At 66.0% G+C, this 12,666-nt stretch carries 13 protein-coding genes; 4 read left to right on the top strand and 9 right to left on the bottom strand.

What is annotated here, in order from left to right; translation table 11 throughout:
* Positions 1-45 precede the first annotated feature (45 nt).
* Together Q7I88_RS01010 and Q7I88_RS01005 are read left to right on the top strand one after the other, a co-directional pair.
* On the top strand, positions 46-702 hold the full coding sequence (locus Q7I88_RS01010; RefSeq protein WP_305097183.1) for a response regulator: 657 nt from the start codon (positions 46-48) through the stop codon (positions 700-702).
* Between the two features lie 19 nt (positions 703-721).
* Entirely contained in the window at positions 722-2,068 is a 1,347-nt protein-coding gene (locus tag Q7I88_RS01005; protein ID WP_305097182.1) for a sensor histidine kinase, read from the top strand.
* 38 nt (positions 2,069-2,106) lie between these two features.
* Here the strand turns inward: Q7I88_RS01005 and Q7I88_RS01000 are convergent, their stop codons facing one another.
* Positions 2,107-2,664: an NADPH-dependent FMN reductase gene (locus Q7I88_RS01000; RefSeq protein WP_305097181.1), complete on the bottom strand. Its 558-nt coding sequence runs from the start codon at positions 2,662-2,664 to the stop codon at positions 2,107-2,109.
* A 53-nt stretch (positions 2,665-2,717) separates the two neighbouring features.
* On the opposite strand from Q7I88_RS01000, the gene Q7I88_RS00995 reads away from it, so the two are divergent.
* Positions 2,718-3,617, top strand: coding sequence for an ROK family protein (locus tag Q7I88_RS00995; RefSeq protein WP_305097180.1), 900 nt, complete (start codon positions 2,718-2,720; stop codon positions 3,615-3,617).
* Positions 3,618-3,670: 53 nt separating this feature from the next.
* Here Q7I88_RS00995 and Q7I88_RS00990 read toward each other — a convergent pair whose 3' ends face one another.
* The 5 genes from Q7I88_RS00990 to Q7I88_RS00970 form a co-directional block, all read right to left on the bottom strand.
* Positions 3,671-3,991: a hypothetical protein gene (locus Q7I88_RS00990; protein ID WP_305097179.1), complete on the bottom strand. Its 321-nt coding sequence runs from the start codon at positions 3,989-3,991 to the stop codon at positions 3,671-3,673.
* Positions 3,992-4,134: 143 nt separating this feature from the next.
* Positions 4,135-5,427 carry an MFS transporter gene (locus tag Q7I88_RS00985; RefSeq protein WP_305097178.1) on the bottom strand — a complete coding sequence of 431 codons (1,293 nt, stop codon included), beginning with the start codon at positions 5,425-5,427 and terminating at the stop codon, positions 4,135-4,137.
* A gap of 121 nt (positions 5,428-5,548) precedes the next feature.
* Complete coding sequence (locus tag Q7I88_RS00980) at positions 5,549-6,604, bottom strand: amidohydrolase family protein (protein ID WP_305097177.1); 1,056 nt, start codon at positions 6,602-6,604, stop codon at positions 5,549-5,551.
* Positions 6,601-7,890, bottom strand: a complete 1,290-nt coding sequence (locus Q7I88_RS00975) for a fumarylacetoacetate hydrolase family protein (RefSeq protein ID WP_305097176.1) — start codon at positions 7,888-7,890, stop codon at positions 6,601-6,603. The genes Q7I88_RS00980 and Q7I88_RS00975 overlap by 4 nt, the downstream gene beginning before the upstream one ends.
* Positions 7,880-8,863: an MBL fold metallo-hydrolase gene (locus Q7I88_RS00970; RefSeq protein ID WP_305097175.1), complete on the bottom strand. Its 984-nt coding sequence runs from the start codon at positions 8,861-8,863 to the stop codon at positions 7,880-7,882. Before Q7I88_RS00970 ends, Q7I88_RS00975 begins: the two co-directional genes overlap by 11 nt.
* Before the next feature lie 134 nt (positions 8,864-8,997).
* Here Q7I88_RS00970 and Q7I88_RS00965 point away from each other — a divergent pair, with 134 nt between their 5' ends.
* Positions 8,998-9,645 (top strand): TetR/AcrR family transcriptional regulator, encoded by a 648-nt coding sequence (locus Q7I88_RS00965; RefSeq protein WP_305097174.1) that lies wholly within the window; start codon positions 8,998-9,000, stop codon positions 9,643-9,645.
* Here Q7I88_RS00965 and Q7I88_RS00960 read toward each other — a convergent pair.
* The 3 genes from Q7I88_RS00960 to Q7I88_RS00950 are packed head-to-tail and all read right to left on the bottom strand — an operon-like array spanning position 9,642 to position 12,656.
* On the bottom strand, positions 9,642-10,604 hold the full coding sequence (locus Q7I88_RS00960; protein WP_305097173.1) for a fumarylacetoacetate hydrolase family protein: 963 nt from the start codon (positions 10,602-10,604) through the stop codon (positions 9,642-9,644). The genes Q7I88_RS00965 and Q7I88_RS00960 overlap by 4 nt on opposite strands.
* A gap of 11 nt (positions 10,605-10,615) precedes the next feature.
* Positions 10,616-11,734 (bottom strand): FAD-dependent oxidoreductase, encoded by a 1,119-nt coding sequence (locus Q7I88_RS00955; RefSeq protein ID WP_305097172.1) that lies wholly within the window; start codon positions 11,732-11,734, stop codon positions 10,616-10,618.
* Positions 11,735-11,759: 25 nt separating this feature from the next.
* Positions 11,760-12,656 (bottom strand): VOC family protein, encoded by an 897-nt coding sequence (locus Q7I88_RS00950; RefSeq protein ID WP_369426087.1) that lies wholly within the window; start codon positions 12,654-12,656, stop codon positions 11,760-11,762.
* Between the last annotated feature and the right edge of the window lie 10 nt (positions 12,657-12,666).

Raw genomic sequence — 12,666 nt, 5'->3', positions numbered from 1 at the left:
TTTACGCGGCTGACCCCGCCAGCAGCCCTATGATTGTGACCCCGCGTGCGCCTCTTGCTTGTAGAAGATGATCCGGAACTGGGGCGGCGCCTGTCGGAACGGCTGCGCGGCGTCTCCTATGCGGTCGACCTGGCGACGAGCGGCGCCGACGCCGAAGCCTGGCCCGATCTCGACAAGATGGCGGCAGTGATCCTCGATCTCGGCCTGCCCGATGGCGACGGGCTGCAGGTGCTGCGGCACTGGCGGGCCAACCGGGTCGAATGTCCGATCCTGATCCTCACTGCCCGGGGAAGCTGGCAGGACAAGGTCGAAGGTCTCAACGCCGGGGCGGATGATTTCGTGGTCAAGCCGGTGCGCTTCGAGGAGCTGCAGGCGCGGCTCAACGCCCTGTTGCGCCGGCAGGCGGGAGCGCGCAGCGGGGTGCTCGAAGTTGGCGACCTGCGCCTCGACCCGCAAGCTCATAGCGTCGAGCAGGGCGGTCGGCCGCTCTCGCTCAGCAAGCAGGAGTTCCGCCTGCTTCACGTGTTCATGCGCCGGGCCGGACAAGTGCTGAGCCAGGGCGACATTCTCGAGAATCTTTACGACCTCGAGGCCGAGCGCGAGCTCAACACCGTTGAGGTTCTGGTGGGCCGCCTGCGCCGCAAGATCGGCAAGGAACGGATCACCACGCTGCGCGGCTTCGGGTACCGGCTGGAGAAGTAGGGTGCGGCTTTCCCTGCCCATGAACAGCTTGCGGCTGCGCATCCTCCTTGCCGTGCTCGTGTGGGTCGCCGTCGGTATCGGTGCGATCTGGTTTTCGGCCACCAGCATCTTCACCCGGCATGTCGAACAGAGCTTCCACGACGAACTCGACGTCCACGTGAACGAACTGGCGCGGCTCGCTCGTGTGAACCGCGACGGAACCGTTCGCCTCGACCGCCCGCTGTCCGACCCGCGCTACGAAGTGCCGCTGTCGGGCTATTACTGGCAGGTCGACGTAGACGGCGGGCCGCCACTTCGCTCGGAGTCGATGACCCGCGGCCATTTCGACAATGCGGTCGCTCACGATAACGTCATCCGGCACGCGATCACGCCTGGGCCGACGGGTCCTGCGATCGCCTACGGCTTCGAGAAAGTCCTGGCGGGAGGCCGCCACGTCCATTTCGTGATCGCGACCGACAAGAGCGAGCTGACCAACGTGATTGCGGGGTTCACGCGCGAACTGACCTTCTGGCTGACGGTCCTCGGCATGCTGCTTTTGGCCACCGGCGCGGCTGTGGTCAGTATCGGGCTGCGGCCGCTCGACCGGCTCGGCGCGGCGTTTGCCCGGCTTCGGAGCGGCAAGACCAGCCAGCTCGAAGGGGCCTGGCCGGCGGAAATTGCCCCCTTGGCGCACGACCTCAACGACTACATTCGCCAGACCGGTGAGCTTATAACCCGCTCGAGGGTTCAGGCCGGCAATCTCGCGCATTCGCTGCGCACCCCGCTGGCGATCATCACCGACGAGGCAGAACGGCTGACTGCGGACAGCAAGACCGCAGGCGCCGCGCGCACCCTGCTCGAACAAAGCAATGCCATGGGGCGCCAGATCGATTTCCAGCTCGCCCGGGCGCGCTCCTCGGCCGGGGCCTACACGCCCGGGACGGTGAGCGAGCTGCCCGAATTGCTGGTGCCGATCATATCCGCGATGCGTCGTATCCACCCGGGCATCGCCTTCGAAATCAAGACTTCGTCGGACAAGTCCGTGGGCCTCGCGGTCGATCCGGTCGATCTAGCCGAATTGCTGTCAAACCTGATCGATAACGCCGGCAAGTGGGCGACAAGCGCGGTGAGCGTCGGGATCGCTTCCGGTCCAGAGGGAACCGCGATCGAGATCAGCGACGACGGGACCGGAATGGCCGACGAGCAGCTCGAAGGCGCCTTCCAGATCGGAACCCGGTTCGATCCGGCCAAGCCCGGCAGCGGGCTCGGCCTGGCCATCGCGCTGGAGATTGCTCAGAGCATCGACGCCCGAATCGAACTGAGAAATGGAAAATCCGGCTTGCTCGCGCTCGTCCATTTCCCTCCTGCCAAGACTGTCGGGACCTAGGCAGATGCGGACCAGCCGTCGCTGTTTGCGCCGTCCCGTCAGGCGATGCGCTCGATCCAGCCGGCGAAGGAATCGATGAAGCTCTTGAAGAACGACCGCGTGTCGTCGCTCTTGAGCTCGCCTGTCTCGTCGAAAAGCTCGAACCCGCGGCCGATATAGGCCTCGGGCTGCTGAAGCACCGGCATGTCGAGGAATACGAGCGACTGGCGCAGGTGGTGGTTGGCGCCGAACCCGCCGATGGCTCCCGGCGAAACGGTCATGATCGCCGCCGGCTTCTTCGCCCAGGCGCTTTGCCCATAGGGACGCGAGCCGACATCGATGGCGTTTTTCAGTACCCCCGGGACCGAGCGATTGTATTCGGGCGTCACGAACAGCACCGCGTCGGCACTGGAAATCTGCTCGCGAAAGCGCGTCCAGGATTGCGGCGCTCCGGCAGCTTCGACATCCTCGTCGTAAAGCGGCAGCGCGCCGATCTCGACGAATTCGAGGTCGAGGTTGTCGGGCGCGAGGCGGACAAGGGCCTCGGCGGCCTTGCGGTTGATCGACTCCTTGCGCAGGCTGCCGACCACCACCGCGATCTTGTAAGACTTGGCCATGGGTACTCCGTTAGATGGGCGTGATTGGGATGGGACATGACAAGGCGCCGACGATGACGGCGCCCCTTGCCGGAATCGAGTTGGGCGGCACCAAGGCCATCGCTGTCCTTTCGGACGGAGAGCAGATCACAGCCCGCCACGCGATACCGACGGGCGCTCCAGATGAAACTCTCGGCGCGCTAAACGGGTTCCTGCGCGAGTGGGACGCGGAGCGATCGCTCGCCGGCATCGGCATCGCCAGCTTTGGCCCGGTAGCGCTGGCGAGGAACAGTGCCGACTTCGGGCACATCCTCAAGACGCCCAAGCCGGGCTGGAGCGGGGTGGGGGTGGTCCGGCTCTTGCTCGAGGGCATGGAGCGCCCTTTTCGCCTCGATACGGATGTCAACGCCGCGGCGCTCGCCGAGCATCGCCTCGGTGCCGCCAGGGGATGCGACAGCGTCTGCTATGTCACCATCGGCACCGGCGTCGGCGGCGGCTTGCTCGTCGGCGGGGAGCCGGTTCACGGGGCGATGCATCCCGAGCTCGGCCATCTCAGCCTGCGCCGTGTGGTAGGCGACGACTTTCCCGGCACCTGCGGCTTCCACGGCGACTGCATCGAGGGGCTGGTCAGCGGACCGGCCCTCGCCGCGCGTTTCGGCATGCCCGCCGAAGCAATTGCGGACGATCATCCGGGCTGGGGCAAGGTTGCGGGCGATCTCGGGCAATTGGCCGCCGCAATCCTTCTGACGACCTCAGCCGAGCGGATTGTCCTGGGCGGCAGCGTCGCGCTCGGGCGGCCGTTCCTGCTGCCCTTGCTCCGGGCGGAAGCCGTTCGCGCCCTCGGCCGCTACTTGCCGCACGTCGATGCGGAAACGATCGGCGAAATCGTAGTTCTCGCCGCGCTGGGCGACCGGGCCGGGCCGATGGGGGCGATCGAACTGGCGCGGCGGGCGAGCGCCGAGCGTCCGGATTGAGCGGACTGCGACGAGGCCGGGCGAACTGCTAAGCGCCGGCCGCCCGGGAAGCCTTACTTCGCCGGGATCTTGTCGAATTCGGCCTGGATCTTGGCGAGGTTTTCGTCGCTGAGACTTTCCGGTTCGTATTGCTGGATTGCCTTTAGCGTGAGGCTGCGGCCCATGGTCTTGAACATATCGTTCTCATAGACCGACGGGATGAGGCGCTTGAGGATCTCGACCGCCGCCGGATCGTCGAGCAATTTGCCGACGAGCGTTTCCGAGACCGAATAGTGTGCTGCGGCCGAGTCTTGCGCGGCGGCGGATGCGGGCACGATAACGGCCACTCCGCAAGCTGCGCAGGTCAGGGCCAGACTGTGAATCATCGTACGCATTTGCACTCTCCCGTGGTTTCAGGTGCGGCGCCGCATCCTAGTAATTCCGCAGACTAGGAATTTACCCCTGCGTCTGCAAGAATTTCTCGCCGCGCGAGGGGCAGGAGCGGAGCGATGAGCGGGCGCAAAGCTGCTTCGCTCGGTCACACCTCGACCGACGCGGTTCCCTGAACCCGCATGGCCGAGGCACGCGCCGCCACGACGAAGGCCGCTGCAATGAGGGGCGCGGCCGCCATTGCGGCGATTCCGAAGCGCAGGCCCTCGTCGCCGAGCGTGGGGGTGAGGCGGTCGCTCAGCCAGCCCACGACAAACGGCCCGAGAGCGCCGCCGATGAGTCCCGATGAGGCAAGCATGACGGTGGCCGTGAGGCCGCGATCGCCTGGTTCGGCGCTGCTGACTGCATAGTTGATGCTGGGAATGATCGCGCAGCTGAGCAGGAAGTTCATCAGCGCCGCACTGCTCATGGCCAGGGTCAGGCTGTCGAAAAAGGCGAAGCCCAGCACGCAGGGCAGCGCGAAAGGCAGGGCAACGGCCGGAATCGACAGCGCCGAAATGGCCTTTCCTGAGCGGCGGACGAGGTGATCGGCGAGAAACCCGGCGAACAGTGTGCCGGTGATCCCACCGAGGCCCACGGCTGGGCCGATGACGATACCCACCTGCGCCAGCGGGACGTCGTGCGATCGCTGGAGGAAACTGGGCCCCCATGCGGCGAGGACGGAGGTGAGCATGCCGGCAACGCCATACCCGAGCGTCAGGCGGACAAGGCCGTTCGCGTCCCAGAATCGCCTGAGGCCCGCGATCAGATCTTCCAGCCTGCCCGGCAAGGCGGCACGAACGTTGTCGCTTCCGCGCGGTGGTTCCGAGGCACTGACGAGCACGATCAGCGCCAGCACCACACCGGCGCCGCCGGCCCACAGGAACATCGCCCGCCAACCGAGCGAAGCGGCCAGCAGACCTGCCGCGATCGTCCCACCGACGATCCCGATGAAGGCGCTCGACTGGAACACGGCCACCGCCTTGCCCCGCGCTTCCTGGCGAAACAGGTCGGGGATCAGCGACATGGCCGCGGGGAAAGCCGTGGCTTCGCCGATGCCGACCGCGATGCGCGCCAACGCCAGGGTGAAGAAGTCGTGCGCGAGCCCTGTCGCCGCCGTAGCGATCGACCAGGCGGCAATCCCGCACGCCAGGATGCGCTTGCGATTGCCGCGGTCGATCATGCGCGACAGGAACAGCCCGCCGACAAGGTTGAACAGAGTGAAGAAGAGCCCGTTGGCCAGCGACATCTGCGTGTCCGACAGCACCAGGTCGGTCCGCACTTGCTCGGTCACGACGCCGAGCAGCGACCGGTCGCCGACGTTGACGATGTTGGTCAGGAACAGAAGGAACAGCGTCCACACCGCCGCGCCGGAGGAAACGGAGGGCCGGGAGCCGCTCATCGCCTAGCCTTCCATTGCCCGGCGCCGCTCGCGGCCGAGCTCCGGCCAGACAAGGCATCGCGGTCCGACAGGTTTCGGGATCCCAGCCCAGGCTCGCGGGACATTTCGGCCAGCAGGTCGCTCAACCCGCGCGTTCCAGGTCGAGCAGTTCGGCGGCGTTGAGGCCGAGGATCTTCGCCTTTTCCCGTTCCGAGAGCCGTTCGTGGAAGCCGACCGGGTCGGGCTCGGACATGTCGAATGGATAGTCGCTGCCAAGGCACAACTTGTCTGCGCCGTGGGTGCGCACGAGGCTCTCGAGCTGGTCCTGGTCAAACACCAGCGTGTCGAGCCACAGCCTGCGCAGATAGCTCGACGGCTCGTGGCGGCAATGCTCCGAGCAGTCGCCGCGCGCGCGCCAGCCATGGTCCATCCGGCCCCAGTAGCCTGGCATGTAACCGCCGCCGTGGGCCACGCAGATCTTCAGATCCGGGTAGGTATCGAGGACGCCGCCGAAGATCAGGTGACCGACCGCGAGCGTGGATTCGAGCGGATTGCCGATCAGGTTGTTGAAGTAGAATTCGCTCATCCGTGCGGCATGGGTGAAGCCGAGCGGATGGATGAAGATCAGCACGCCCAGCTCTTCCGCCGCAGCCCAGAACGGGCGCAGCTCGGGTGCGTGAAAATCGGTGCCGTTGACGTTGGAGCTGATCTCGATCCCGCGCAGGTCGAGGTCCTTCACGCAGCGGCGCATCTCGGCGACGGCCATTTCGGTGTTCTGCAGCGGCACCGTTCCCATGCCGACAAGCCGATCGGGATGCTGGGCGACCGCATCGGCCATACCGTCGTTGACGGCCCGCGCGGCGTCCCGGCCGGTTTCCGGATCGGTGAAATAGAAATACTGCCCTGGGCTCGGCGACATCGCCTGCACGTCGATGCCGAGCCGGTCCATGTCGGCGAGGCGCGTATCCAGCGTGTTCAGCGTGCGGCCCATCTGCGCGAACTGGGCGCGGTTGACCTCCATGGTCTTCGGGCTGGTGAAGTCGTTGATGCCCGGCGGCGGGCCGGGATACTTCGCCTGCACGATGCCGTCTGCCGCGGGAATTCCGAGGTGGCAGTGGATGTCGACGACGAGATGCTTGCCTCGCGCCTGGACCGGGACGGGCTTGCGCTCGCCGCAAGTGAAGACTTCGCCGCTCACCGCGTGGTCCTCGCCGGCTGGACGGTGCCGGCGCAGGGACCGAAGCCGATCGGGACATATCCTTCGGCGACGGCGCGCCCGCGCAGGGTCAGGGTATCGCCGTCCTCGAGCATCGTGCGCTGCGTGCCGTCGGGCAGGGTGAGCGGCTCCTTGCCGAGCTTGGTGATCTCGACGAGGCAGGCGCGCGCTTCGTCGGCCGCGCCGGAGACGGTGCCGGTCGCTATCAGGTCGCCGATCTCGAGGGGGGCGCCGCCCGAAGCCTGGTGCGCGACCATCTGCGCCAGGGTCCAGAACAGCTCGGCGACATTGGTGTGCACGATCGTGTGCGGGCCCGCGCCGGTATCGAGCTCGGCGGTCAGCTCGACGTTCAGCCCGCCGGAGCTGCGGTCGTAGGGATCGTCGAGATAGCTCGGCAGGTCGGGCTGGTCGGCCGTCCGCCCGCGTCCGGCCACACGGAACGGCGCGAGCGCCTCCATCGTCACGACCCACGGCGAGATCGTGGTCAGGAAGCTCTTCCCGAGGTGCGGGCCGAGGAGCATTTCGTAGAACTGGATGCCGCGTGCCGACCAGTCGTTGACCAGGCAGCAACCGAACAGGATCTCGTCGGCCTGCGTCATGTCTACGCTTTCGCCGAGCGAATTGACCGGCCCGCCCAGCCAGGCGCCGAATTCGAGCTCGAAATCGAGCATCGGCTCGGCTGCAACGACCATGTCGCTGCTGCCGGGCGGAACGACCTGTCCGACCGGCCTCACCACCGGTGTGCCGGAGACGGCGACCGAGCTGGCCCGCCCGTTGTAGGCGACGGGCAGCGTCGCCCAAGCCGGCATGGGCGTGCGACCGCCGCTGCCGGCCATGCGCAAGATGTGATCGGCCGAGGTGCAGAAGTCGGTGAACGCAGTCGGCTTGGCCGGCAGCAAGAGACGCGCGTTCTGCATCGGAACGAGCGCGTCATGCGCATGGGTTCGATCGCTGGCGCCGTCGGCGCGGTAGAGATCCGATAACCGCGCGCGCAAGGCCGAAACTTCGCTGCGCGAACATGCGAACAAGGGCAGCAGGGTATCGCCTGCCGCCGCCTCGGCCGCCGCACCGGCGATCTCTCCGGTATCGAGCAGGGCCTTGAGGTCGATGATGCTGTCGCCCAGCGCTACGCCGCCGCGGGGCCCCCGTCCGTCGTCGAACACGCCGAATGGCAGGTTCTGGATCGGGAAGTCGGTATCGGCAGCGTTGGCGCTCTCCACCCAGCTTCGTCTCTTGGGGTCGTGGGTGGCGTTCAGATCAATGGGCATGCCCGCATCCGTGCTTCTCGTGGTGTTCCTTGCGGTAGCGGTTCATCTCGGCGAACAGCACCGGCGGCGGGGCGTGGTCGAGACCGGGATCCCACTGCTTGTAGAGCGAATAGACGTTGGCGACGACGCGCTCCGGATCGGTCCAGTGCGCATATTCCTTGATCGGAATGTCCCGCGCTGCCGCGCGCCAGTCCATGCCTGCCTCGAAGCGGCCGCGCGCTTCGCTGCGCAGATGCTCGAAATAGCCCTTCATGGTGCGCACCCCCTCGACATCGCAGATCGGTCCATGTCCCGGCACTACCACCTCGGGTCCGAGCGCAATGATGTGCTCGCAGGCGGCAATCCAGTTGTCGAACGGTCCGGCCCAGACGATCGGATGACCTTCGTTGAAAAGCAGATCGCCGGTAAAGACCGTGCGGTCTTCCTTCACCCAGGCGATCGTGTCGGATTCGGTATGGGCGGGACCGAGGTCTGTCAGTTCGACGGTTTTCTCGCCGACCTGCAGCGTCATTGTCGCGTCGAATGTGCGGGTGGGCAGGGCGAGCTCGTCGACGCCGCTGAAGTCGAAATAGCGGCCCATGGTTTCGAACAGGAATTCTCCCGCTTCGCCCATGCTTTCCCAGTTCGCCGAAAGATTGGCCAGCGCCTGGGGATTGAACCCCTCCATTTCCGCGCGCGTCTTGGCGGTGGAAATGATCTCGGCGCCTTCGACCACTCCGTTGCCGAAGAAATGGTCGGGGTTGGCATGGGTGTTCATCACCATGTCGATCGACGCGCCCCCCGGGACCCGTGCGAAGTCCGCGAGCATGGCGCGGGTCAGCGGGACGCTCATCAAGGTGTCGATCAGCAGCGTCTCGCCCTCGGACGTCACCAGCCCGGCGTTCGACCAGCCCCAGGTCCCGTCGGGCTGGATATATCCGTAAATGCCGTCGGCAAGTTCATGCACACCCTGCCGGAATGGCCAATTTGCCATGGTTGCGTCTCTCCTCTCGTCACGACCCTATCGACTTTATTCCTAGCCACAAGAATATTTTTGCCGACGACATTCTTGTCGATGTTATGCGCACCGCGTAGCACTCTCGGCGAATGACAAAGGGCGGAAAGCCAGTGGGGGTACCAAAAAGCGGACGGAAGACCGCATCGCGCGGCAAGGGGCGGCCGACGGCGTCCGAGAGCGGCGTCGGCCGCGACGCGCTTATCGAGGCTGCGCGTGAGCTTTTGCAGGAATTGCCGCCGTCCCAGGTGACGAGCACCGCCATCGCCCGCCGCGCGAATGCCGATCCCGCCTTGGTGCGCTACTACTTCGGCAATCGCGAAAACCTCCTTTTCGAAGTCGCCAAGACGATCGGCGACGAAGGCAACCGGCCGCTTCCCCCGGGCGATCCTCTCCAGCTTCTCGAACACATGATCCGCGGGACGTTCCGCTTCACCCGCTCGGCCAAGCACATGCAGCGGCTGATGATCGAGGAGCTCGACTCCTCCACAGTGCCCGAAGTGCGCGACAAGATGCGCGAGTGGAACCGCCAGCCCGTGGCCAACTATCGGCGCATTCTGGACAGCGACGCCGAGGGGCAATTGCGCGATTTCGACCCGCTGTTCATGTATTTGGCGGTGGTCGGCATCAGCGATTTCTTCGTGTCCGGAGCGCCGCTCATCGAGCTTCTCGTCCCTCCCGACGCGGATATCGAGGAGCTGGGCAAGCGCTACGAGGATTTCGTGGTCCGGCTGATTACCGACGGACTGCGCAAGCGCTAGACGGCTTCCGCGACGCAAGTATTGCGCTGCGTGCCGAGCCCCGCAATCGTCGCCTCCATCACGTCGCCGGGCTTGAGGAAGACCCCGAACGCCGAGCCGTTGCCGTAAGGCGAACCGGTGCAGATCAGGTCGCCGGGCTCGAGCACGACGCGGCTCGAGAGATAAGCGATCTGGCGCTCGATCGAGATCATCATGTCGGCCGTCGTCTCGTCCTGATAGACTTTGCCGTTGACCGATAGCTTCATCGACAGGTCGTAGGGATCGACGATGCACTCCTTCGGCACCACCATCGGCCCGAACGGGAGGAAAGTCGGGAAGCTCTTGCCGGAGAGCCAATCGGCGCCGATTGCCGATCCATCGCGGCGGAAGATGAGTTCGCGCGCGGTAACGTCGTTTACGACAGCGTATCCGGCGACGAAATTCATCGCCTCGGCCTCGCTCACCCGGTGGGCGCGCCGACCGATGACGACGCCGAGTTCGAGCTCCCAGTCGGGCTTTTCGACATCGAAGGGCAGCACCACGTCGTCGCGCGGACCGATCGCGCAGGCCGGTAGCTTCAGGAAGACGAAGGGGGGCGCCTTGGCGCGCTCGTCCATCATCTTCTCGACCCGCGCCCTGAGCTCGGCCGGATCGACCTCCTCCTGCTCCTGCGTCCGCATCGAGGGATCGCCCATGATCAGGCCAACCACATGCTTCTTGTAATTGGCGCCGGTGCAGAAGACCTGGCCCGGCCGGTAGGGCATCTCGGCCTGCGCGGAGGCGAGGTCGTGGGCCGATGCAAACGCAGCCTCGTCAGCCGCCCATTCGCCGAGTCGTCCCACCACCGCATCCCAGTCCCGCAGCAGTTCGGCGATCGGCCGATCCTCGCCCCAATGGCGAAGGGGCACGAAGCGCTCGCCGCGCACGAGCACCGTGCGCGTCGCTCCGTCGAGCGAAACCGTGGCCAGTCCGTAGGTCATTTCGCTGCCTCTCAATAGGGCTCGTGCAGCTTCTGCATCGTGCCGCCGAGCATTGCGTTCGCATCCATTTGATTGCCGCCCGACATTTCGATCTCGCCGATGCGGACCGAATTTTCGACCACCGTCCGCGCGCGCTCGAACCGGCGCTGGGTGAAGGCAGCCAGGGCCCCTTCGACACTGGCGTCGCGCTCGAGTTCTTCAGCCAGCACCAGACCGTCTTCGACTGCCATCCCCGCGCCCGAGGCCATGTGCGGCGTCGTGGCGTGGACGGCGTCGCCGATCAGCACGACCCGGCCGCTATGCCACGGCGCGGGTAGCAGCAGCCACTCGAGCGGGCGGTAGTTGACGAGCGAATCCTCTCCGAGATTGGCTCGCACTTGCGAGACATAGCCGCCGAACGGCGCCAGCAACTGTGCCACGTGATCGAGTTGCTCGCCGGGTTCGAACCACGGATTGTCGGGCACGTGTTCGAGGATGAAGGCGTACATCTTGTCGTCTGAAATCGGATTGAAACCGAGCTTGACCGGCCCGCCGAGAAACATTTCGGCGCGATCGACCTCGGCCGGTCGGTCGGCGACGATGCGCCAGCATCCCTGGCCGGTGAATTGCGGCTTGGGCGTATCGGGAAAGATCGCCTGCCGCATTTGCGAGAAGATGCCGTCGGCACCGACGACGAGGTCGTATGTCTCGCGGCGGCCGTCGGGGAACTCGACGGTGACCCCGTCGCCGCCCTGTTCGAAGCTCGAGATCTTCGCCCCCAGCGTCACGCGCACGCCCTCGGCGCGAACGCGGTGCGACATGATGTCGTGAAGTGCCGGGCGCATGATCCCGCCGCTGCGGTCGACCGGCGGCGCGTCGGCGGGAATCGGCGGGGATTCCATGATCACGCCGCCATCGGGCGAGCGCAGGCGAATACCCCCGCCGACGAATCCGCGGTCGCGGACCTCGTCGAGGATGCCGAGATCGTCGAACGCGCGCAGCGACAGCCCCGTGACGCTGATGCCTGCCCCGTAGGCGCGCCAGTCGGGGTCGGCGTCGACCAGTTCGACGGCAACGCCGCGGCGCGTCATGGCGAGTGCAGCGCTCATGCCGCCCACTCCGCCGCCGACGACAAGTGCCTTGCCGATCATACCCCGTCCTTTCGCTTGGCCACGGTCAGGCGGGAACCTGCCATAGGCCCTTATCGGGCGTCATCTCGGCATGGGGGACATTGCCGGTGATGATCCGCCCGGTGCCCCACTGATCGATCGTCTGCGGGCCCGGCTCGTAAGTCTGCGGCTGCCAGGTTTCCTCGTCCACTTCCTCGAGGTCCGAGGTGTATTCGACCGCGTTGCCGTTGGGCGTGATGAAGTAGCTGAAGGTGTTGTTTCCCGCCGTGTGGCGCCCGGGCCCCCAGCTCAGCTTGATGCCGTTTTCGTGCATGCGGGCGAGCCCGCGCATCAGTTCGTCGACCGAGCTTACGTCGAAAGCGATGTGATTGAGCGCCGGCGGCCCGGGAAGGATGGCGACGCGGTGATGCGCCGCGTTGCAGCGCAGGAAGACCATGAAGTTGCCGATCCAGTCGGACAGACGGAAGCCGAGCGCCTGCTCGAAGAATTCCGCCAGGGCGGTGTGGTTGGGCGAGTGGAAGACGACATGGCTGATGCCGACCGGAATAGCCTCGCCGCGTTCGAGCTGGCGGAAGCTGCGCGGGGTGCTCTCGCAAACGACTTCCATGGCTCGCCCGTCGGGATCGAAGAAGCGGAAGGCAAAGCCGCCCGCCGGGCCGCGCGCCGGGCCCGGCTCGGAAATAATTTTTGCGCCGGCCGCCTTCACCTGCTCGAAGATTGCCAGAACCTCGTCGCGCGAACCCGCCGAGAACCCGACCAGGTCGGTCTTGCGCTCGGCATCCTCGCGCAGAACGATGACGTAGGGATGCGCTCTTCCCTCGGCTGCGAAGTAGACCTTGCGGTCTTCTTCCGCGACCTCGATCAGCCCCCACTTCTCGCCGAAGAATTCCCGTTCCGCGGCCAGGTCCGGCACGGCGAGCGAGACATATTGAAGGTCGGTCACACTAACGGGC

Origin of the sequence: Croceibacterium aestuarii (assembly GCF_030657335.1) — a bacterium.
Lineage (GTDB): Bacteria > Pseudomonadota > Alphaproteobacteria > Sphingomonadales > Sphingomonadaceae > Croceibacterium_B > Croceibacterium_B aestuarii.
The sequence above is the reverse complement of the archived record's forward strand: the minus strand, read 5'-3'. Positions and strand labels throughout refer to the sequence as shown.